This is a genomic window from Acetobacterium carbinolicum (assembly GCF_047456275.1).
GTDB lineage: Bacteria > Bacillota > Clostridia > Eubacteriales > Eubacteriaceae > Acetobacterium > Acetobacterium carbinolicum.
Genome location: NZ_CP173357.1, coordinates 1 through 21,604, shown reverse-complemented (window position 1 = coordinate 21,604; position 21,604 = coordinate 1). Strand labels below are relative to the sequence as shown.

At 41.2% G+C, this 21,604-nt stretch carries 19 protein-coding genes and 1 riboswitch; all 19 genes read right to left on the bottom strand.

All coding sequences use genetic code 11. The features are described 5' to 3' along the window. Positions 1-2 precede the first annotated feature (2 nt). The 19 genes from nikB (ACIZ62_RS00095) to dnaA all read right to left on the bottom strand — a co-directional run bounded on the left by nikB (ACIZ62_RS00095) (position 3) and on the right by dnaA (position 21,604). Positions 3-941 carry a nickel ABC transporter permease gene (gene nikB / locus ACIZ62_RS00095; RefSeq protein WP_111888538.1) on the bottom strand — a complete coding sequence of 313 codons (939 nt, stop codon included), beginning with the start codon at positions 939-941 and terminating at the stop codon, positions 3-5. A gap of 141 nt (positions 942-1,082) precedes the next feature. Further along, complete coding sequence (locus ACIZ62_RS00090; protein ID WP_111888539.1) at positions 1,083-2,030, bottom strand: LysR family transcriptional regulator; 948 nt, start codon at positions 2,028-2,030, stop codon at positions 1,083-1,085. A gap of 116 nt (positions 2,031-2,146) precedes the next feature. Beyond that, complete coding sequence (locus ACIZ62_RS00085) at positions 2,147-3,103, bottom strand: M14 family metallopeptidase (protein WP_414150979.1); 957 nt, start codon at positions 3,101-3,103, stop codon at positions 2,147-2,149. 132 nt (positions 3,104-3,235) lie between these two features. Beyond that, positions 3,236-3,997 (bottom strand): class I SAM-dependent methyltransferase, encoded by a 762-nt coding sequence (locus tag ACIZ62_RS00080; RefSeq protein WP_414150978.1) that lies wholly within the window; start codon positions 3,995-3,997, stop codon positions 3,236-3,238. 223 nt (positions 3,998-4,220) lie between these two features. Then, positions 4,221-5,582 (bottom strand): MATE family efflux transporter, encoded by a 1,362-nt coding sequence (locus ACIZ62_RS00075; RefSeq protein ID WP_414150977.1) that lies wholly within the window; start codon positions 5,580-5,582, stop codon positions 4,221-4,223. A gap of 113 nt (positions 5,583-5,695) precedes the next feature. Beyond that, on the bottom strand, positions 5,696-6,463 hold the full coding sequence (locus ACIZ62_RS00070) for an ABC transporter ATP-binding protein (RefSeq protein WP_111888543.1): 768 nt from the start codon (positions 6,461-6,463) through the stop codon (positions 5,696-5,698). Positions 6,464-6,468: 5 nt separating this feature from the next. Continuing rightward, positions 6,469-7,419: an ABC transporter ATP-binding protein gene (locus ACIZ62_RS00065; protein WP_111888544.1), complete on the bottom strand. Its 951-nt coding sequence runs from the start codon at positions 7,417-7,419 to the stop codon at positions 6,469-6,471. Between the two features lie 117 nt (positions 7,420-7,536). Beyond that, entirely contained in the window at positions 7,537-9,054 is a 1,518-nt protein-coding gene (locus ACIZ62_RS00060; protein ID WP_414150976.1) for an ABC transporter substrate-binding protein, read from the bottom strand. A gap of 41 nt (positions 9,055-9,095) precedes the next feature. Beyond that, a complete protein-coding gene (nikC, locus tag ACIZ62_RS00055) occupies positions 9,096-9,932 on the bottom strand; it encodes a nickel transporter permease (protein WP_414150975.1) in 837 nt (278 codons plus the stop codon). Position 9,933: 1 nt separating this feature from the next. Further along, entirely contained in the window at positions 9,934-10,872 is a 939-nt protein-coding gene (gene nikB, locus ACIZ62_RS00050; protein WP_414150974.1) for a nickel ABC transporter permease, read from the bottom strand. A 155-nt stretch (positions 10,873-11,027) separates the two neighbouring features. Next, a riboswitch (cobalamin riboswitch) is annotated at positions 11,028-11,216 on the bottom strand. A gap of 236 nt (positions 11,217-11,452) precedes the next feature. Next, entirely contained in the window at positions 11,453-11,737 is a 285-nt protein-coding gene (locus ACIZ62_RS00045) for a PTS sugar transporter subunit IIB (protein ID WP_111888548.1), read from the bottom strand. A 37-nt stretch (positions 11,738-11,774) separates the two neighbouring features. After that, positions 11,775-12,425 (bottom strand): ribulose-phosphate 3-epimerase, encoded by a 651-nt coding sequence (rpe, locus tag ACIZ62_RS00040; protein WP_111888549.1) that lies wholly within the window; start codon positions 12,423-12,425, stop codon positions 11,775-11,777. Between the two features lie 36 nt (positions 12,426-12,461). After that, positions 12,462-12,914 (bottom strand): PTS sugar transporter subunit IIA, encoded by a 453-nt coding sequence (locus tag ACIZ62_RS00035; RefSeq protein WP_414150973.1) that lies wholly within the window; start codon positions 12,912-12,914, stop codon positions 12,462-12,464. Further along, entirely contained in the window at positions 12,914-15,418 is a 2,505-nt protein-coding gene (gyrA, locus tag ACIZ62_RS00030; protein WP_111888551.1) for a DNA gyrase subunit A, read from the bottom strand. The genes ACIZ62_RS00035 and gyrA overlap by 1 nt, the downstream gene beginning before the upstream one ends. A 20-nt stretch (positions 15,419-15,438) precedes the next feature. After that, a complete protein-coding gene (gene gyrB / locus ACIZ62_RS00025) occupies positions 15,439-17,355 on the bottom strand; it encodes a DNA topoisomerase (ATP-hydrolyzing) subunit B (RefSeq protein ID WP_111888552.1) in 1,917 nt (638 codons plus the stop codon). Between the two features lie 16 nt (positions 17,356-17,371). Continuing rightward, positions 17,372-18,484 carry a DNA replication/repair protein RecF gene (gene recF / locus ACIZ62_RS00020; protein WP_111888553.1) on the bottom strand — a complete coding sequence of 371 codons (1,113 nt, stop codon included), beginning with the start codon at positions 18,482-18,484 and terminating at the stop codon, positions 17,372-17,374. Then, positions 18,466-18,705 (bottom strand): RNA-binding S4 domain-containing protein, encoded by a 240-nt coding sequence (locus tag ACIZ62_RS00015; RefSeq protein ID WP_111888554.1) that lies wholly within the window; start codon positions 18,703-18,705, stop codon positions 18,466-18,468. The genes recF and ACIZ62_RS00015 overlap by 19 nt, the downstream gene beginning before the upstream one ends. Positions 18,706-18,940: 235 nt before the next feature. Then, positions 18,941-20,053 (bottom strand): DNA polymerase III subunit beta, encoded by a 1,113-nt coding sequence (gene dnaN, locus ACIZ62_RS00010; protein ID WP_111888555.1) that lies wholly within the window; start codon positions 20,051-20,053, stop codon positions 18,941-18,943. Positions 20,054-20,248: 195 nt separating this feature from the next. Next, positions 20,249-21,604: a chromosomal replication initiator protein DnaA gene (dnaA, locus tag ACIZ62_RS00005; RefSeq protein WP_111888556.1), complete on the bottom strand. Its 1,356-nt coding sequence runs from the start codon at positions 21,602-21,604 to the stop codon at positions 20,249-20,251.

Here is a 21,604-nt window from a genome sequence, read left to right as displayed (position 1 = left end):
GCTCAGGCCTCCTGTTCCAGTCGAATTCGGGGGTCCAGATAATGATAGAGAATATCGGTTGCCAAATTGATCCCGACATAAATAAGCGCCATCCAAATTACATAAGCCTGAATCATCGGGTAGTCGCGCATCATAATCGAATCCACAGCCAGTTTACCGACCCCATCCCACATGAAAATGGATTCAATAATGGCGGTACCGCCGAGCAGTGACCCGATCGATAGTGCTAACAGCGTAATGATCGTCAGCATCGCGGCTTTCAGCACACTTGCATAAAGTACCACCGGCTCCCTTATCCCTCTTGCCCGGGCCCCCATCACATAGTCTTTGTTTAATTCTTCCAGAACCGTTGTCCGCACCTGCCTAGTATACTTAGAAGACATCGCTATTGCCAGGGTTAGGGTTGGTAAAACAATACTCTTCCAGCCGCCACTTCCCATCACTGGGAACAACTTTATTTTTAGGGCAAAAAAATAAATGAGCAACAGTGAAACAAAAAAACCGGGCAGAGAATTTCCGATAAAACTAAAAAAACGTATCAGATAATCCGTAAATCGATTGTGGCGGACTGCCGACACAATCCCCAAGGGGATGGAAATCAAAACAGTGAGAACAATCGAAGTCAGAGTCAGAAGCATGGTTGCCGGCAGTTTTGACACAAAGGTTTCAAAAACCGGTTTGTTTGAAATATAAGAAACACCCATATTTCCGCTGATTACCCCACCTAACCAGGATGTATATTGAACTATAAAAGGCTGATCCAATCCCAGCTCTTCCCGCTTTTGTGCTTTTATTGCTTCGGAAACCCCGCCGCTGGCATTATCATATAAGGCATCCACCGCATCACCGGCGGCTGTCTGCATCAGGGTAAATGACAGCAAGGTGATCCCCAGAATAATCGGAATCAGCTGCAATAATCGTTTGCCAATATATTTTTTCATTTTTTGTTATACCTTTCTTGCATAGCTCATTCGCTTGTTAATATTTTATCATCAAAAAAATAGCCTTACAACCTCTCCAGGGGGTTCCTCGGCCATTCCAAGTTAGCATCCTTTCGCATTCCCGCCCACTTTTAACTAAAATTATTTTTTCAATTTCTCACTGATAAAGGTGATGAATTGCTGACCCCAATCACTGAGATCTTCGCTTTTCCGTCGCACATAGCCAAACATCACCACATTCTCTTTTTCATAGAGGGGAATTCCATTGAGCTTTTTTTCATCAACCTGATCGGTGATATAGCCACTGCTGATATTGGCCAGATCGGTGGTCTGCAGAAGCTGCTGCATCACACAATCGCTGTTCGTAATAACGACACTTTCCAAAGTGGGCATATCTTTGCCCTGAGAATTGGTTATTCTCCAGTAATTGTTGAGGTCAAATTCATCCTCATAGCACTGAACCAGTTTCAGTTTTTTTAATTCATCTTCAGCAATTTCCTGTTCCCTATAAAGCGGATGCAATTGTCCCAGATAAAGCACCACCTGAGTTTTTTTAAGTTCTACAAATTCCAGGTGGTTTCTGCCCAACGCGTATTGGAAGGCGGTATTCTGATTATGCATGACATAGACAAAACCAAGTTCATCCTGATAACTGGCCACCCGTTTGATGATTTCTTCCACCGAAGCGGAATAGAGTTGAAAATGAAGCCGTTCCACATGAAATTGATTATAAAAATCCGCAAATATTTTTGCCATCCAGGCACTGGGGTTACTGGATATCTGTAGGGTCTCAATCCGATCGACCTGAGAAAATGAGGTTAACATTTCGATATTTTCAATGGCCTTGCAGGCATACTCATAAACATGCTTTCCCCGGGTAGAAAGAAGAATTCCACGGCTTTTTCGCAAAAACAGATCAAAGCCCAAATGGTCTTCCAGTGCTTTAATCGCCTTACTGACGTTAGGTTGAGTGGTGTATAATATCTCTGCGGCTTTACTAAAAGAACCGACGTCGGCACTGACAACAAAATACTTTAATTGCTTTAATTCAACCATATCACAAACCTTTTTAAATCGATTATCTTTCATCTGAACTAAACTTCTCTTTCTGATGGCTGTTTAAATTGATGTCTCGCATCTTTATCTTTTATCCGGCGGAAATCGGTTGTACTTTTATTACCAACCACGGCAAACCGATCTTATCTTTAAGATTTAATTTTACCATAGGTTATCATGGGACCGTCTTTTAAAATACATAAAGAGCTAACCTGATAAAGAACCACTCCGTCAAATCTGGCTACGCAGCTTTCCAGGGTCTTGCCAAAGTAGTCTTTGATTACCCCTAATTTTTCGCCTTTTTTGACCTTCTCCCCGACTTTTTTCCGGGGATACCAACACCCTGTAACACAAGCATTTTCGTAGACGACATCATCTACATCAACCGACTCCGTTGCAACTGCTTTTACTTCTCCGTCAAGGACCGCTAAATACCGCAGTACATTTTTTACATCTGCTTTATACAGCGATACTTCCGCTTCTGACCATCTAGCCTCGCCGCCGCGTTCGATTAAAATACTGGGAATACCGCAGGAACCTGCATAATTGTAGGCACCACCAGTGGTGATAAAGGACTTGACCATATAGGGAACATTGACTTTTTGAGCCATAGCCTTAGATTGTTTCACCACCTCCGGCGCTGCTGCGCCCAGATAATAAACATAAGGGGTCAGCATTTCATATCCATCCCCGGCATGGAGGTCGATGTAAAAATCTGTCTGGCTTAGAAATTCAGTTACCAGAAAGTGACAAATCTTATCACCCACAGTTCCACTGGGATTTCCAGGAAAAAGTCGGTTCAGGTTTTTCCCGTCCTCGGCTACTGCACTCATGGTTCTATTTTCAAACCCGCTGATATTCACCGGATGAATGAGAATCAGACACCCGGTAATCTCATCCTCAATAAGTTCTTCGGCTAATTGGATCGCCGTTTCAATCCCGGTGTATTCGGCATTATGAATTCCCCCGGTTATTAATACGGTTTTCCCCGCTCTTTTTCCATTGATCAGAGTTACCGGAAGTTTGATTACCGTTTCCGGAACCGAAACATAACCGCTCACCTTTTCCCCTGCTTCCGCCACCAGATTTCCAACCTTTATCATCATATCTTTCTCCTTTGTCATCTTCAGTGTCTCAATCTTAGTTATTATTAAAAAAGTGAGGTAGAATTCCCTTCGGCGAATAACTACCTCACTGGCTTATTATTTTATGGTTGATTGATTAAAAAATCCACGATTCTATTTTTCAGCAGAAATCATAAACATCGGGGTGGATGCATAATTGACTTGCTCCTCTTTATCCCAGACCAACTCGCCAATTCCCTGCTCAACCATCACCTTTTTAAAACCGGTATTAATCAGCACTGCCGCGTCCCATTGGGGTCGCATGGTTCGGCTCAGTGGCAGATTTTTGGCAATTTCTTCCATCGCAGTCGTATCTGTATGAACATAGTGATCATTGACCCCTTCTACCTCTGAATTAATGCGATCTTTAAAATACGCATCTCTTTTTTCTTCATCATAAAGATGTAAATACCAATTGGCGTCAAAGTTTAACATCCTCCCGCCTGGGGCCAGTACCCGGTGCCACTCACGATAGGCATCATCCGGCCGTTCCAGGTTCCAGGTCAGGTTCCGGGTTATAATTAGATCAAAACAACTGTCTTCAAAATTTAATTGATGGGCATCCATCTGCATAAACTTAATCTGATTCCGGTAATTTCCGGCATTGCGTTTTGCCTTATGGAGCATCGCATCCGTATAATCTACCGCCGTCACATCATAGCCGCAGGAGGCCATGGTAATGGCAAAAAAGCCCGGTCCCGTGCCGATATCCAAAACCCGCAACTTTCGGCCAATCACAGCCGGCTTATGACGATTAATCAACTCTTTCCAAACATCCATTTTATAACTATTGAGCTCCGCTACATTAACCTCGGAATAACCTTCTGAGCGTTTATCCCAATAATTCTCCACTTTTTCAAGAATATTTTCCATCATTTGTCTCTCCTTTTCGTACCTAAAAAAATAAAAAAAGCCACAAAGAAATAAGCCGATCTTCTGATCGAATTAAGTCTTCATGACTTTCTTGTATATACTTGTATTTAATTAGTGCTATTTTCTCATAATCTCACTATTCTGTCAAGCGTTATTCTGCAACCATGGAAAATCATATTCTTAGTCTATCGAATTTCAATCTTTTACTTATTCTAAGCTTTTTAAGTCAGACTTCCAGTTTTGCCATCGACAAGCGCTTAAACTCACCCATCCAATCTCCCTTCCAATAGTAAATAGCCATACAGAGCGCTGTGGAAGTCCAGGTAATTGGGTAGGTCATGGCAATTCCCTGAATCCCCTGAACCGAGGCCATTAATAAAAATAACAGTACCGTCCTCAGCACACAAATATTGGTGAGAATAATAGCCATCGGCGGCACTGACTTTCCTGCCCCGCGAATGGTTCCTCCCAATACCTCCAGGATCAGGTAAATCCAATAAAAAGGAAAGGTAATGCTAATAATCTGCAGGCCATAATCCAACACGGAAGGATCACTATTAATCACCCCAAAGGCCTGCCTGCCAAAGAATAACACAAAGGTGCTCATCACCGCAGTAACGCCAATACCCATCATTAAACAGACCCTGGTGCCTTTTTTGACCCGGTCATAATTCTTTGCGCCAATATTCTGGCTGGTAAAGGTGGTTATCGCCTGACCGATAGCAAGAATCGGCAGATAAATTAGCAGTTCAACCTTAAAATATGCCGTGAACGCAGTAATAGCATCCACACCAAGACTATTAACATGGTATTGAACAAAGACATTGGACAAGGTAATGACCAGAGCTTGAAAGCCGGTGGGAACACCAATTTTAAGGATTTTGTAAAAATGTACTTTGGCTATTTTTATTTTTTTAAGTTCTAATTTATAGTCACGATCAACATGCATCAGGTAATGTAAAACCAGTAGTGCCGCAACCGTTTGTGAAAATAGGGTGGCATAAGCCGCGCCGACAACCCCAAATTTAAAGATCACGATAAACACCCCATCCATAATAACATTGACAATTCCGCCAAACAGTTGGATGTACATCGGTGTTTTTGAATTTCCCAGTGCTCTGATAATCCCAGAACCCATATTATAGGTGACCACCGAGATAATACTGATAAAATAAACCCGAATATAGGCTACCGCTAAACTCATAATCTCATCCGGGGTGTTAATTAGTTTAAGAAAATACGGTGCTCCGATCAAACCAATGAGCATAATAATAATGCCACAGATAAAACCCAGGCCAATGGCCGTATGAACCACACTTTTTAGTTCTTTCTTATCACCGGTTCCAAAAACATAGGATGCCACGACACTGGAACCCACTGACATTCCTGAAAAAAAGCCCACCAGACAGGTTACAAACAAAGCGCTGGCACCAACAGCCGCCGCTGCTTCTTTTCCTAAAAAATTACCGACATAGATTAAATCAACGGTATTATAAAGTTGCTGAATAAAACTCGTTCCCAACAAAGGCAATGCGAAAAACAACAATTTTTTCCATATGACCCCTTCTGTTAAACTGTTATTTTTCATTTACTTTTTCTCCTCTATCTTTAACAACTCATTTCTTTGATAACAAATCAATTCTTACTATCACTAAAAAAACTGATTCTTAAAACCACTAAATAGTACCCTGCAAGTTATCTTTAATCCTCGACAACCATGACAGAGGCGATTAGTTTTTTGGTATAAGCAGCCTTGGGATGATCAATGACATCACGCGTTTCTCCTATTTCAACCAGCTCCCCTTTGTATAAAACACCAGTACGATCACAGATACTGCTTACGAGTGCCAGATCATGAGAAATAAGAAGAATGGCCATATCCATTTTTTCTTTTAAGTGTACTAACAAATCAACAATCTGTGCTTGGGCTGACACATCCAGTGCGCTTGTCGCTTCATCACAAATTAACAGCTTTGGGTGAACGGCAATGGCCCTGGCAATGGCTGCGCGCTGACATTCACCCCCACTTAATTCATGGGGATAACGGCCGGCGTATTCTTCTTTCAAATCGACCATTTTAAACAGCGCTTCTAGATCCAGTTTATTCTGACTGCATCGTAAATTACAAAAGCTTTCTCTAATCGACTGTTCTATCCGCATTCGTCCATTAAAAGATGCCTTGGGATCCTGAAAAACCATTTGGACATCCTGGTATACTTTAAGTAGATCCTTCCCCTTCAGGTGTGTGATCTCCCGTCCACTTAGAAAAATCTCACCTTCATTGGGATTTTCCAGTCGGGTAATCAGTTTTGCTACCGTGCTTTTGCCGCTGCCACTTTCGCCAACAAAACCAAAAATTTCGCCCTGATTAATATAAAAACTGAGTTGCCTAAGTGCGCTTATTTCAAATTTTGCCTTTTTATAACACTTGCTTATATTTTTGAGCTCAAGAACCGGTTTTTTATTCATCTTTATTAAACTCCACAGCCATGCTGACAACTCGTCCAATGATTTTCGGCAACCTTAAACAAATCCTGATTTTTTGTTCTACACGCCTCACAGCCATGGATGCAACGACCGGCAAAACCACAGCCGCATTTAACTTCATTAAACGTCGGCGGTCGTCCTTTTAATCCCACCGGTCGTTTGCCATCCAGCCTGGGGATGGCTTCTAAGAGAGCTCGGGTATAGGGATGGCGATGATTTCTGATTACTTCTGCTTTTTCCCCATATTCAACTATCCGTCCGGCGTACATAACCGCAATTTTATCAGCCATTTTTGAAACAACCCCCATATTGTGGGTAATGATCACAATTGATGTGCCAAAGCGCTCCCGCAGCCCCATCATCTCATCCACTACCTGAGCTTGAATCGTTACATCCAGAGCACTGGTTGGTTCATCTGCCAACAAAAGTTTTGGCTCCATAATCATTGCCAGAGCAATGGCAATCCGCTGATTCATGCCCCCGCTTAATTCATAGGGATAACTGTTTAAAACGCGTTCGCCATCCTTTAGATTCAGTTTATCCAGAAGACTTAATATCCGTTCCCCAGCTTCTTTTTTATCGATTTTAACATGACTCTGCATGGTTTCAATGAATTGTTTTTTTATCCGTCTGAGCGGGTTTAGAGACGAACCGGGATTCTGAAAAATAACGCCCATCTGCGAACCGCGGAAGGCTCTTTTTTCCTCATTGGATAAATTTCTCATATCCTTTCCCTGAAAATAAATATTTCCCTGTTGAATAGTCACACCCGTATCGGATAATTGCATAATGGCTTTTAAGAGCGTACTTTTGCCGCTGCCGCTTTCTCCGACGATGCCAAGGATTTCACCTTTTTCTACCGAAAACTCGGCATTTTTAATGATCTCTATCTTGCCATAGCCAACATCAAGATTCTTTACTTCCAAAAGACTGTTCATCCTGATTCCTCTCGTTTTTTTGTATCCTTATCTTTTGTCCGGACATTAAAACATCTGCGCTCGAATTCGTTTATGAGACACTAATCCGAGCACAGTCAAACCTCCTGGATTGCTTTTTTAGTTCATATCCATTTCCGCATTCATCTGATAATAATCGGTTGGATGTGGTTTTAAACCGGTAATATTGGCATCCATATACATTGCCATATTGACAAAACCAATATTGTCAAAAGCAAACTCATCTAAAGCCTTTTGTTGCACCTCGATGGCCAATTGAGCCCGCTTATCACTGTCGAATTCAGCTTTTAATTCGGTTAACAATTGATCTGTCTCAGCATTGTAGTAATGTCCAAAATTCGTCACACCAGCGGTTCCCAATGTACCACTTAAGAACGCCTGCGGATCGCCTACAGCGGTAGTTACAATACTGTAAATGCCAATATCAAATTCACCGGCTTTAAAAAAGTCCGAATTATCATGAACCGTTACTTCTCCCCCGATGCCAATGGCTTTTAGTTCCGACTGAAGCTCGGTCACAATGGCTTCATTTTTTAATCGTTTATAGGTAACAATGCTCACGCTTAGCGGTTTTCCGTCTTTTTCAACAATCCCATCACCATCGGTGTCAATATAACCGGCCGCACTAAGTACTTTTTTTGCTTCTTCCACGTTAAAGATTGCTCCTTTTAAATGGCTGCCGCCGTAGGCCAGATCGTTTGGAAACGCTCCCACTGCCGGTGTAATTGATCCATCAAAAAGGAAATCTGCCATGCCCTCTTTATCAATGGCCATCGATATCGCTTGACGCACAGCCTGATCGGCTACCGTCTGAAGATTGTAATACAAGAAATAAGCCCGGGAGGTTGATACTTCTTCAATTTTAAAATCGTTATTTGATTCAAAGGTTTCCCGACTGTCGGAGGTTAAATTCATTGCCACATCAACCTCTCCTGATTGAAGGGCCATCGCCATCGTATCCGTATCTGTTACAAATTTGACCTGAACCGTATCAATATTTGGTGTGCCATCCCAATAATTTTTGTTCGCCGTTAAATCGATCGTCGTTTTTTCAACGAAATCTGCGACCACATAAGGACCGGTTCCAATCGGTGCCTTATCAAGATCTGCGGTTTTATCCAGATCAATAATCGACGTATAAGGATCACACAATTCATTAATCAGGGTGGGAAACGGACTGGCCGTTGTGATTGTTATAACATTGTCCGCCACAACATAAGCGGCTTCGCCAAATGCAGCTGCTCGTTTATTGGTACTGCCAACCCGTTTTAAGTTGTTTACAACCATCTCGGCGGTTAACGGGTCGCCGTTAGAAAAGGTGACCTTATCCTTAATGGTAATTTTCCAGGTATTGGTATCCACATTTTCATAAGACTCCGCCAACCACGGCTCTGGTACCAGCTCCATGTCCAATTTAAAGAGGGTCTCTGAAATAGCATAACGGACAGTAAACCAACCCTGCCAATCGACAGCCGGATCAAGCGAGCTCACCGCCTGTGTCTCACCCCAAACCAGATGTTTTTCTCCCGAGCTTCCGGTTTCACTGTTTCCACACCCTGCTAAAACAGCAACCATTAATATCAATGACAACAACATGATCAATACTTTTCTTTTCATATTCACTCCTTTTTATTTTTATTTAAAACCAGTAGCTGGTTTTAGATCGTTTGTTGTTTGGGGTCTAATAAATCCCGAACTGTATCACCGAGAATATTAAAAATCATCACCGCTACCAACATAACTACCCCTGGGTAGAGAATAATCCAAGGGGCCGTCTGCATCAGACTACGGCCTTCATTGATCATTGAGCCCCACTCGGCCTGGGGAATCTGCACGCCGATTCCTAGAAAGGACAATCCGGCGATGCCCATCATCATTCCACCAATTTGCAGGGTTGCCGTAACAATTAAGGGTCCTGAAATATTCGGTAACATATGCCGCCACATGATCCGGGAATGACTGTTTCCGGAAATCCTGGCGGCTTGAATATAAACCTCAGACTTTACTACCATGACACTGCCCCGGGCTAATCGTGCATACTGGGTCCAGCCGGTCACCGCCAGGGCAATCATGGCATTGATCAGACCACCACCTAAAATACCCGCTACCGCAATGGCCAGAATCATATCCGGAAAAGCCAACAATATATCAACCACACCCATCAGTGCCCGGTCAACCTTTCCGCCATAATATCCGCAAACCACCCCATAGGCCGTTCCAAAGATAAAGGTCCCCATTACTAATGCCAGGGAAGCAAAGATGGAAACCTTGGCACCCATTAACACTCTTGAAAAAACACATCGGCCATAACTATCGGTACCAAAAGGATATTCTGACGAGGGCGGTTGGTTCGCCAATTTCAAATCGGTTAAATTTGGATCATGGGGACACAGCCAGGGTGCTACTAGACTTAAAACGATTAGAATCAGGACAACACCGAAAAGAAAATACAAACGCTTATGAACGGCATCCATTGGCAGTTTTATTTTTTTCATTTTAGGTTTCCCACCCTTCTTTAACCCGCGGATCTAAAAGATGATAGGATAAATCGGTTAATAAATTAACCACAACATAGATAATTGCCATCCACACCACAAAACCCTGAATCACCGGATAATCTCGGGCGCCGATGGCATCAACAACCATTTTCCCCAACCCCCGCCAGACAAAGATGGTTTCCACCACTGCTGCGCCGCCTAAAAGCGACCCGATCGATAGACCAATCAGGGTTACCACCGTGATCATCGAATTTCTTAATACATTTTTATACAAGATAACATTTTCCTGAATCCCCCGGGAGCGGGCTCCCATCACGTAATCTTTATTTAGTTCTTCCAGAACGGCAGCGCGAATCTGACGAATATATTTTGAAATCATCACCGTCGATAGTGCAATGGTGGGCAAAATCAAGCCTCGAATCGATCCTGTTGCTAACACTGGCAACCAGTTTAATTGCATGGCAAAAACATAAATCAGAACCAATGCCAGAAAAAAGTTGGGAATTGAGGTGTCCACAAAGGTAAAAAAACGAATGCTATAATCAACCCATTGATTTTGCCGGATAGCTGCTAAAATCCCCAGCGGAATGGCAATTAAAAGCGTTAAGAGCATCGAACTGACGGCCAGAATAATGGTTGAGGGCATTGCCGTTACTATTTTTTGACTAACTGGTACATTATCAACATAAGAGACCCCCATATCACCTGTTAAAAGATTTAAAAGCCAGCTCAGGTATTGTTCCAGAAAGGGTTTGTTTAATCCCATCTCTTCTCTTGTTTCATTAAGGATCTCCTGGCTGACTGCGGTTCCCTGAGCTGAGAGTTTCATTTCAGCGGGATCACTAGGCGCAAGATACATTAATGCAAAGGTGATAAAACTAACACCAAGCAGTATTGGAATTAACTGCACGAACCGCTTCCTAATATATTTTCCCACGCATTCACTCCTTGATTTTTATTTTGTTAGTATATTCTAACTCTATACATCATGTCAATTGATTTTTCCTTGAGCCCATAAAAAAACTCACTATCCATAAAAGACAGTGAGTTTGTATTTTTCACAGCACAAAATCATCCTCTATCTTCCGTAGAGTATTAAGACAATAAACAGGCAGGTCTTCTGGCTCAAGTTTCAATACATCACATCCTGCCTATTTATGGCATTTCTGGTGTGACTTTTCTCTTACAGCGGCGGGACCGCGTGGGATTTACACCCAACTTCCCTTTTCACCAGCTTATCATTTTTTAATGACAGCTGACACCTGGTTAATATTTAATTATTTTTGGGTAATATATATCAGAACAAAACAAATGTCAAGACTCTGTTTTAACTTACACCTCTGTTGTCATTCATAAACGCTAGGTAAATAACTAAAAGTTTTGTAAAAAAAACCACGAAAATTAATAAACTTAACCTTCATGGTCTTTCTATTGATCTTAAATCAATATTTGTTATCCTCTAGTTTTTAGATCCAACCTAAATAAATTATACGTTAAATTATTATCAATTGTCAATTCTATTTTTTTAATATTTCAATCAACTGGTCAATGGTACTTTGTAAATTAATCCCGGTTAAAAAAGCGCGGCCATTAATCACCGGAATATCAATGTCCCCTTCCAGTTGACAGGTACAGACAATCGCATCGGGATGTAATTCTTGATACTTTTTAAAGGCATCTACCGCTTTGGCTTGAACAGTTTGACAGGCAATCCCATTTTCCAGCGCAATCTGTTCAATCTTTTTGGCAACTACAGTCGAGGTCGCCAGGGCAGTTCCACACGCAACTAAAACAAGTTTCATCGTTAATTCCCTCTTTCAATAATTAGAATTTTAGAATTTATCCCTTGATGATTTTTTTGAACTGTCCTAAATTTTCTTTCATATCGCCTTTAAATAAGCAGGATCCGGAAACAATGACATTGGCCCCAGCTTCCACTACTTCTTTTAGGGTGTTAAAATTAATTCCCCCATCAACCTGAAGATCAATATTTCGATTACCAATCATTTGGCGACAGGCGCTTATTTTTTCGGTGCTTTCTGGAATATAGCTTTGTCCGCCAAAACCGGGATAGACACACATAATCAGGATCATGCTAATGTGATCAAGATACGGCTTTATCACCTCCAGAGAAGTATCCGGAGAAACCACCAGTCCGGGTCTGACCCCTTTTTTTACAATGGCGTCAATACAGTCCTTAATCTCCCCATCCGACTCCACATGAACGGTAATGATATCCGCTCCGGCATCAGCAAACCGATCGATATATTTTAGCGGCTCGCTAATCATGAGGTGAACATCAAAGGGGATCTTTATGGTCTTTCGCAGGCTCGCCACCTGATCCGGACCGATGGTAATATTGGGCACAAAATGTCCATCCATAATATCCACATGGAGATAATCGGCGCCATTTTTTTCAACTTCTTTTAGATCCCGTTCCAGATTAGAAAAATCTGCACTGAGCATAGAGGGTGCTATTTTAATATTCATTGATATCTACTTTCCTTTTGAAATGCTGTAACCGGATTATAAAAAGGTCTTAATAAGATTGTAAATGATTTGCGGCTCTTTTGCATCTTTTATTTTTTGTAACATTTTTTCATTTTGAATAATGGTAATGATCGTCTGTAAGATCTTTAGTTGTTTTTCAGGATTATTAATGGCCAGTAAAAAAATTATCTGGACCGAAATACTTTCCTTGGGATTCCCCATGCCAGCAAAAACAATGGTGTTTTTTAACGTCACAATGGAAATACTTTCTTTTAATACATATTTCGCTTCAGTATGGGGCAACGCCACCCCTATTTTTGTGGGTAAACCGGTCGGAAAGGTTCTTTCTCTTTCCACTACCGCTTCAACAAAATCTTCAGTAACACACCCCTGCGAAAGCAGCGGTGTGGCTGCTAACGCAATGGCATCAAACTGATCCTTGACCGTACAATTGACTTGAATGCGATCGATATGGATTAACGAGTCCATTATTGTTTTTCAGTGGTATCAACGAGTGTCATCTGATTTTCGCCGTCATCGTCGTCGAGATCATCCACTGGATCCTCCTTATAAACTTTAGAAATGGTGGCAATGGATTCTTCCGGTTTTAATTTCATCAGACGAACACCCTGGGTATTGCGGCCAACGGCGGTAATATCATTACCGCCAAGCTTAATAACAACGCCCTGATTATTGATCATCATAATTTCGCCATCCCGGCTGATCACGCAGAAACCAACCAATTGACCGGTTTTTTTGGTGACTTTATAGGTTTGCACCCCTTTGCCGCCACGTTTTTGGGGACGATACAGATCAGAGGCACTGAGTTTACCATAGCCATTTTCACTAACGCAAAGGACGAAGAGTTCTTTTTTAACAATATCCATCCCAACAACCACATCATCTGCCCGCAGATCAATCCCCCGGACACCAATTGATGTTCGGCTGATTGGTCTTACTTCTTCAGAGCTAAAGCGGATTGCATAACCACATTGGGTTCCCATGACAATTTCTTCATCCTGAACAACCAACCGGACATTGATCAGCTCATCACCTTCTCTTAAATTAATGGCGATAATACCATTTTTACGGGAGGTATCATACTCGGTTAAATCGGTTTTCTTGATAATTCCCTGTTTAGTTGCCATAATCAGGCATTTATCGGCGGTGAATTCTTTGACCGGAATCATGGTTGCAATCTGTTCCCCTGCTTCGAGTGGCAACAGATTGACAATCGCCGTTCCTCTGGCCGTACGTCCACCTTCGGGAATTTCAAAGGCTTTTAAGCGATAAACCTTACCCAGATTAGTAAAGAACATCAAATAGTGATGGGTGGTGGTGGTAAAGAGGTGTTCAACAAAGTCATTTTCGCGGGTGCTAAGTGCAGTAATGCCTTTGCCACCCCGTTTTTGTGACCGGTAATTATCAGCGGTAATGCGCTTCACATAACCAATATGGGTCATCGTGATGACGACTTCTTCTTCTTCGATTAAATCTTCAATTTCAAAGTCTTCGACATCAATATCAAAGTTCGTGCGACGTTTATCGCCATATTTTTCTTTAATTTCGATTAATTCTTCTTTGATAATATTAAGAACCAGTTGACCATCACCTAAAATTGCTTTTAATTTGGCAATGGTGATCATCAGTTCTTTGTATTCTTCTTCGATCTTTTCCCGTTCCAGACCGGTTAAACGCTGGAGTCGCATGTCCAGAATCGCCTGGGCCTGAATTTCTGAGAGGCTAAACCGTAAAACTAACTGTTCCTTGGCGACTTTGCCATCGGCAGCAGCCCGGATTAATTTTATCACTTCATCAATATGATCCAGAGCAATTTTTAAACCTTCTAAAATATGGGCTCTGGCTTCCGCTTTTTTAAGATCAAAAATGGTTCGTCTGGTAATAATTTCTTTTTGATGTTCAATATAGTGAAAAAGAATTTCTTTTAAATTAAGCACCTTGGGTTCATTATTGACTAAAGCCAGCATGATCACCCCAAAGGTTTCCTGGAGCTGGGTATGCTTATATAACTGATTTAAAATAATCGTTTCGTTGGCATCCCGTTTTAAATCAATGATGATCGACATTCCTTTTTTCAGGTCGGACTCATCTCTTAAATCCGAGATTCCTTCAATTTTTTTCTCTTTTACCAGCTCAGCAATTTTTTCAACCAGCTTGGATTTATTAACCATGTAGGGGATTTCAGTGATAACAATCTGCTTCTTCCCTTTTTTTGTGGTGACCACATCAACCTTACCACGAACCTTAATTCGTCCTCGGCCGGTACGATAGGCACTTTTAATGCCAGATTTACCTAAGACAATACCAGCAGTTGGAAAATCTGGTCCTTTGACATGCTTCATCAGCTCATCAATGGTAATCTCCGGATCATCAATAAAGGCGATGGTACCATCAATGATTTCGCCCAGATTATGGGGCGGAATATTGGTGGCCATCCCGACGGCAATCCCGGAGGACCCATTTACTAAAAGATTAGGATATTTTGATGGCAAAACCGATGGTTCAGTTTCTGACTCATCAAAGTTAGGAACAAAGTCGACGGTTTCTTTATTAATATCCCGTAGCAGCTCAGCGGCTATTTTGCCCATCTTTGCTTCGGTATAACGCATCGCTGCGGCGCTGTCGCCATCGACTGAACCAAAGTTACCCTGACCATTAACAATCAGATAACGAATCGACCATTCCTGAGCCATTCGCACCATCGCATCATAAACCGATGAATCCCCGTGGGGGTGGTACTTACCTAAAACATCCCCGACGATACGGGCTGACTTACGAAAGGTTTTATCCGGAGTTAAGCCCAGTTGGCTCATGGCATAAATAATCCGGCGATGAACCGGTTTTAAGCCATCCCGAACATCCGGTAAGGCTCGACCTATGATGACACTCATGGCATAGTCAATATAGGAAGTTTTCATTTCTTCTTCAATATTAATCGATTTTATCCGATCAAATTCAATTATTTCTTGCATTTAACGTTACTCCTTCTTGACTAGATGTCCAAATTCTTAACTTTTTTAGCATTCCGTTCAATGAACTCTTTACGCGGTTGAACCTTATCTCCCATCAGAATGGTGAAGATTTCATCGGCATAGGAGGCTTCTTCAATATTAACCTGAAGCAAGGTTCTAACGCCAGGATCCATGGTCGTTTCCCAGAGTTGATGGGCATCCATTTCCCCAAGACCTTTGTATCGCTGCAGACTGATACGGGAACGATCATCCACACCTTCTAATTTTTTCTCCAGGTCCCGATCGGTATAGGCATAATCAACCTGTTTCCCCCGGGTGATTTTATAAAGTGGGGGCTGCGCAATATAGACATATCCGGCTTCGATCAGACCTGGCATATAGCGGTAAAAGAAGGTGAGTAATAAAGTCCTGATGTGGGCACCATCGACATCGGCATCGGTCATAATAATAATCTTATGATAACGGGCTTTTTCGACATTAAATTCTTCTCCGACCCCGGTACCAAAGGCAATAATCATCGATTTTAAGGAGTCGGTGGTTAAAATCCGATCCAAGCGGGCTTTCTCAACATTTAAAATCTTACCACGCAGGGGTAGAATCGCCTGAGTTTTGGAGTCACGGCCCGATTTGGCCGAACCACCCGCCGAGTCCCCTTCGACGATATAAATTTCTGACAGAGCAGGATCTTTTTCCCGGCAGTCCGCTAGTTTTCCAGGTAGTGCGGTGGAATCTAAGGCACTTTTTCGGCGTGTAAACTCACGGGCTTTTTTAGCGGCTTCACGGGCTCTGGCGGCCGATAAGGTTTTTTCAATAATGTTTTTAGCGATACTGGGATTTTCTTCCATTAAGGCTGATAGTTGATCACCGACAATGGTTTCAACAATTCCCTTCACTTCGGTGTTTCCCAGTTTTGATTTCGTTTGACCTTCAAACTGGGGATCGAGCAGCTTGATACTGACAATCGCCGTTAAACCTTCGCGCGCATCTTCACCGGTCAGATTCTTATCATTCCCCTTTAAAAAGCCATTTTTACGGGCATAGGTATTAACCGTTCGGGTCAGGGCACTCTTAAATCCATTAAGATGAGTTCCCCCTTCCGGGGTATTGATGTTATTGGCATAGGAAAAAATATTCTCCGAATAACCGGTGGTATATTGAAAGGCGATTTCCAGAGCATAATCATCCTGTTCTTTTTCAAAATAAGTAATCTTATCATACAGCGGATCTTTATTGCGGTTCATGTACTCCACATAAGAATGAATCCCGCCGGTATAATGATAGGTTTCTTTCTTTTTAGGTGATTCTTTTTCATTCGTCAAATTAATTGAAACCCCCTTGTTAAGGAAAGCCAGTTCTCTTAAACGATGCTCAAGGATATCAAAATCATAGTCCGTTTCTTCAAAAATGTCTTTATCGGGTTTAAAGTAAATGGTCGTACCAGTGCGGTTGGTGGTACCAGTGACGGTCAGGTCACAGGTTGGCTTGCCTTTTTCATAGCTTTGAAAAAAGATCTGGCCCTTTTGTTTGACTTCAACGGTTAATTTTTCGGATAAAGCGTTAACTACTGAGACCCCAACCCCATGAAGACCGCCGGATACCTTATAGCCACCGCCACCAAATTTACCACCGGCATGAAGAACCGTTAAGGCCAATTCAACCCCGGTTTTTCCCTGGGCATGGTTCATCCCGGTGGGAATCCCCCGACCATCATCGACAACGGTAATCGAGTCGTCCTGATGAATGGTGACACTGATGTTTTTACAATAGCCGGCCAGGGCTTCATCAATACTATTATCCACCACCTCATAAACTAAATGGTGTAAACCCCGGGACCCGGTGCTGCCGATATACATCCCCGGTCTTTTTTGAACAGCTTCCAATCCTTCAAGGACCTGGATCTGATCAGCGGTATAATTATCTACTTTATTTTCTGGCATAGTTTCCTCCTGATTTTCATGGTTCATTAATGATTACCTTCCCCTTTACAATCTCAATGACGTGTCGGTTTTCTTTAAAACTTTCGCCATCGTTTAAGATATCTTCTGTACAGGTGATAAAGGATTGGGTTTTATTTAAAAGCGAGAGAATGCTTTTTCGGCGATGCTCATCCAATTCAGAAAAGATATCGTCTAAAAGGACCACCGGATATTCGCCGGTGTTGTCATAGTATATCTCTATTTGGGATAATTTTAGTGAAATCGCGGCGGAACGCTGCTGACCCTGGGATCCATAGCGTCTGGCATCCTTCCCATTAATTTGAATGATCATGTCGTCCACATGGGGTCCATAAATGGTTGCGCCCCGTGAAATTTCTTCCTCCCGGCTGGATTCTAAACGTTTTTTGTATAAACTTTTTATTTCGTTCAGTTCTTCTAGTGAATCGATAATATTATTCAGATAGGATAATGAAAGCGTTTCTTTTCCAAGACTGAGTATTTGATGCAGATTATTTGCTTCCCGGTTAAGCCGATGCAGATACCGAATCCGGTGATTCATTAGCCGAACCCCGGTTTGAATAAGCTGTTCATCCCAAACATCCAGAGTTGTAATCAGACTGGGTTCGTAATGAATATTTTTAAGCAGGGAATTTCTCTGATTCAGTATTTTTTCATAATCTCTTAAAATATAATGATACTCCGGCCGAAAGCCCGATATTTCCTGATTTAAAAACCGCCGTCTTTTATCAGGTCCTTCTTTGACTATTTTCAAATCATCTGGTTCAAAGAGGATGGTATTAAAAATCCCATTGATCTTATCTCTTTTTTTTACCTTTCCATCCAACAAAAACTGCCGTTTTCCCTGATAACTTTTAGCCGAAAGGGTATGTTTGACGCCATCGCTAAACACCTGGGCGGCCATAAAAAAATCATCATGATCCCATTGGGCAAGTTCTGCCACATTTGAAGCACGATGACTGTAACCTCGGGATAAAAAAAACATAGCTTCAATAAGATTTGTTTTTCCCTGGGCATTTTCGCCCATGATAATATTAATTCCTTTTTGAGGTGTGATGGATTCATTTTCATAATTACGATAATGAATGAGTTTTAACTCTTCGATAAACATGGTTTCCCGATCCCTTTAACTTGCAGGGTATCATAATCCTTGATTTCCACCAGATCACCATCTCTTATTTTTTTATTTCGCTGGGTACACAACTCCCCGTTCACATAAATTAAACCATCTAAAATCATCAATTTTACATCGCTGCCATTTCCGACAATGCCGGCATATTTGATGAGCTGATCAATTTTTATGAACTCTGTGTTAATTTCAACTATTTGCATATTTTTCCCCGCTCATTATATTTTTGGCAAAAATGAAAGAGAATTGCACGAATCCCCTTTATTTATGCCAAAATTGATTAAATTTTCATATATTTATCTTCTAACCTAAGTATTATAACATAAAAAATAAAAATAGTCTAAAAAATCAACACATCATTTCTATAATTATGATTTTTTAAACTATTTTTAATTCGATTTAAATCCCTTTTTAAATTACGATCTTAACCATAAATTTTTAATTTTCTTCGGCAATTCGCACCGGAAGGATTAAATAAATAAATTCATTACCTTCGATAGGAAGCAAAACCCCCGGTCCAACCGAAGTTGTCATATCAATCATCAGTTCTTCCTCTTCAATTACCCGTAAGGCTTCGATTAAAAATTTGGAGTTAAAGGCTATTTTTATAGATTCGCCATGGTTCTCAATCGGGATCACTTCAAAAACATCCCCAATTTCCGCATTGGAGGTTAAAATCAGCTGGTCCTGATTAAAATCCATTTTGATTAAGTTATTTTTTCCTTCGCGGGCTAACAGTGCCGCCCGTTCACTGCTTTCTAACAGCAACCGCCGATTGACCTTAACCTGAGTGGCTTTTTCGCCAGGGATGATCTGTTTATAATTAATAAAATCCCCTTCCAGTAGTCGGGAGGTGAACTGAATCGTGTCCATTTCAAAAAAGATTTGATTTTTTGAAAATTTAACGACCACATCACCCGTGTAACTGGCCAACACCTTGTTAATTTCAGATAATGATTTGGACGGAATAATGACGCTAAGATCCTCTGTCACCGGAGTTTTAATGGTGCCGGTTCGAAGTGCTAAGCGATACCCATCAAGGGCGATTAAATTGATCACATCATCATGAAGTTCTATTTTTACGCCGGTCAAAACGGGGATATTTTCATTTGTAGCTACTGAAAATAAGGTTCCCTTAATCAGTTCTTTCAAAACAGCGGCTTCAATGGTAAAGATATGGTCGTCAATAACTTCCGGAAAGTCCGGAAATTCTTCATCCGATAATCCTTTTAAGGTAAAACTGGATAATAAGCACTCGATTTTAATCTGATGATGTGCATCCGTTTCAAAGAAAATATCCGAACCAGACATTTTACGAATCAGGTCGCCAATGATATTAGCGGTTAACACAATCTCGCCGCTACTTTCAACTTCAGCTGGAATGGTTACTTCCACACCAATTTCTAAATCAGTACTTCTTAATAATAATTTATTATCAGCAGCAATAAAAAGAATTCCCTCTAATATTTTCATCGTTGTTTTTGATGAAACTGCTTTTTGAGCAATCGATAATGCAGCCATTAAACTTTCTTTTGAACAATTGAATTTCATAAAAATCGCTCCTTTTTAAAATTTGAAAACCCCTTTTATATATAAATATATAGATTAAAGTAATAGTAATAGTAGTAGGGGGTGTGGACAGTGTTGATAACTCGGCAAATGCGTCATTGATACAAAAAACCGAAAAAAAACCAGGGGATAAATTGTGGATAACTATCTTACTACTCAGACAAAGCGTGTGGGTTATTAATTGCCGTTAATTTCCCGCTCAATTCGGACGATGAGATTTTTAAAATCAGTATTGGTTGTCATTTCTTCCGCAATTTTTGAACAGGCATGGATTACGGTTGAATGATCCCGGCCGCCAAACTCTTCACCAATCCGGGGCAATGATAAATCAGTGATTTCCCGGGTAATATACATGGCAACCTGTCGGGGCAGGGAAATAGAGCGGGTTCTTTTTTTAGAATTCATGTCTTCAACAGTAATATTGAAGTATTTGGCTGTCACTTCTTTAATATATTCACTGGTAATCACAATATCTTCTTTTTTTCTAAAAATATCTTTTAGGGCATTTTTAGCTGATTCCAGATTAATGGGAACCTTATGCAGTTTAGAATAAGCAAAGACAGTGGTTAAAGCGCCTTCAAGTTCCCGGATATTAGAATGGATACTATCAGCGATAAAACTGAGTACTTCGTTTGGTATCTCATCGCTGAAAGAGGCGGCTTTTTTTCTGATAATGGCAATCCGGGTTTCAAAATTGGGGGCGTAAATATCGGTGATTAAACCGCTTTCAAAGCGGGAGCGAAGCCGTTCTTCAAGAGTTGGTATCTCTTTGGGCGGGCGATCACTACTGATGACAATCTGTTTATTTTCCTGGTGCAAGGTATTAAAGGTATGAAAAAATTCTTCCTGAGTACCTTCTTTTTTGGCTAAAAATTGGATATCATCAATTAAAAGGATATCCGCGCTTCGGTATTTGTTGCGAAACGAAATATTGGTCTTATTTTGAATGGCATCGATAAAGTCATTGGTAAATTTCTCACAAGAAACATAAACAACCTTTTTTTGCGGCGCATAAGATAAAATATAATGGCCAATTGCTTGCATCAGGTGAGTTTTTCCCAGACCAACACCGCCGTAGATAAAAAGCGGGTTGTAACGTTCGGATGGTGCTTCAGAAACAGCAACACAGGCGGCATGGGCGAAGCGGTTATTTTCACCAATAACGAAACTATCAAAGGTGTACTTGGGATTCATCGAATTATTTTGATAGTTTGATATTTTGTCATCCACATTAGTGAGCGATATCTGCGGTGAAGCATCATTTTGGGAGATCATTGCATCTTCTTCTTTTAAAACAATTTTGACCTGACCGGTTTTTCCGGTCACCTCGGCCAGAGCATTGGTGATTAAAGGAATATGCCGACTTTCCAAGATTCCTTTTTCGAATTCATTTTCCGATAAAAAATAATAAGTATTATTGACATAGTTTATGGGCTTTATTTTTAAGAACCAGGTGTTAAAACTGGTCGGACTAATATCCGGTTTAATAATTTCAAGTGCGGCATCCCATATTTTTTTAAAGGAAGTGTCCAT

What these genes read in the sequence shown, in the direction of transcription:
- ACIZ62_RS00045 (WP_111888548.1), bottom strand. Translation starts at nt 11,737, where the DNA reads ATGAAACTTGTTTTAGTTGCGTGTGGAACTGCCCTGGCGACCTCGACT.
- gyrA (WP_111888551.1), bottom strand. Translation starts at nt 15,418, where the DNA reads ATGCAAGAAATAATTGAATTTGATCGGATAAAATCGATTAATATTGAA.
- ACIZ62_RS00065 (WP_111888544.1), bottom strand. Translation starts at nt 7,419, where the DNA reads ATGAACAGTCTTTTGGAAGTAAAGAATCTTGATGTTGGCTATGGCAAG.
- gyrB (WP_111888552.1), bottom strand. Translation starts at nt 17,355, where the DNA reads ATGCCAGAAAATAAAGTAGATAATTATACCGCTGATCAGATCCAGGTC.
- ACIZ62_RS00085 (WP_414150979.1), bottom strand. Translation starts at nt 3,103, where the DNA reads ATGATGATAAAGGTTGGAAATCTGGTGGCGGAAGCAGGGGAAAAGGTG.
- dnaN (WP_111888555.1), bottom strand. Translation starts at nt 20,053, where the DNA reads ATGAAATTCAATTGTTCAAAAGAAAGTTTAATGGCTGCATTATCGATT.
- nikB (WP_111888538.1), bottom strand. Translation starts at nt 941, where the DNA reads ATGAAAAAATATATTGGCAAACGATTATTGCAGCTGATTCCGATTATT.
- nikC (WP_414150975.1), bottom strand. Translation starts at nt 9,932, where the DNA reads ATGAAAAAAATAAAACTGCCAATGGATGCCGTTCATAAGCGTTTGTAT.
- ACIZ62_RS00035 (WP_414150973.1), bottom strand. Translation starts at nt 12,914, where the DNA reads ATGGACTCGTTAATCCATATCGATCGCATTCAAGTCAATTGTACGGTC.
- ACIZ62_RS00060 (WP_414150976.1), bottom strand. Translation starts at nt 9,054, where the DNA reads ATGAAAAGAAAAGTATTGATCATGTTGTTGTCATTGATATTAATGGTT.
- rpe (WP_111888549.1), bottom strand. Translation starts at nt 12,425, where the DNA reads ATGAATATTAAAATAGCACCCTCTATGCTCAGTGCAGATTTTTCTAAT.
- ACIZ62_RS00075 (WP_414150977.1), bottom strand. Translation starts at nt 5,582, where the DNA reads ATGAAAAATAACAGTTTAACAGAAGGGGTCATATGGAAAAAATTGTTG.
- dnaA (WP_111888556.1), bottom strand. Translation starts at nt 21,604, where the DNA reads ATGGACACTTCCTTTAAAAAAATATGGGATGCCGCACTTGAAATTATT.
- ACIZ62_RS00080 (WP_414150978.1), bottom strand. Translation starts at nt 3,997, where the DNA reads ATGATGGAAAATATTCTTGAAAAAGTGGAGAATTATTGGGATAAACGC.
- ACIZ62_RS00090 (WP_111888539.1), bottom strand. Translation starts at nt 2,030, where the DNA reads ATGAAAGATAATCGATTTAAAAAGGTTTGTGATATGGTTGAATTAAAG.
- ACIZ62_RS00015 (WP_111888554.1), bottom strand. Translation starts at nt 18,705, where the DNA reads ATGCAAATAGTTGAAATTAACACAGAGTTCATAAAAATTGATCAGCTC.
- recF (WP_111888553.1), bottom strand. Translation starts at nt 18,484, where the DNA reads ATGTTTATCGAAGAGTTAAAACTCATTCATTATCGTAATTATGAAAAT.
- ACIZ62_RS00070 (WP_111888543.1), bottom strand. Translation starts at nt 6,463, where the DNA reads ATGAATAAAAAACCGGTTCTTGAGCTCAAAAATATAAGCAAGTGTTAT.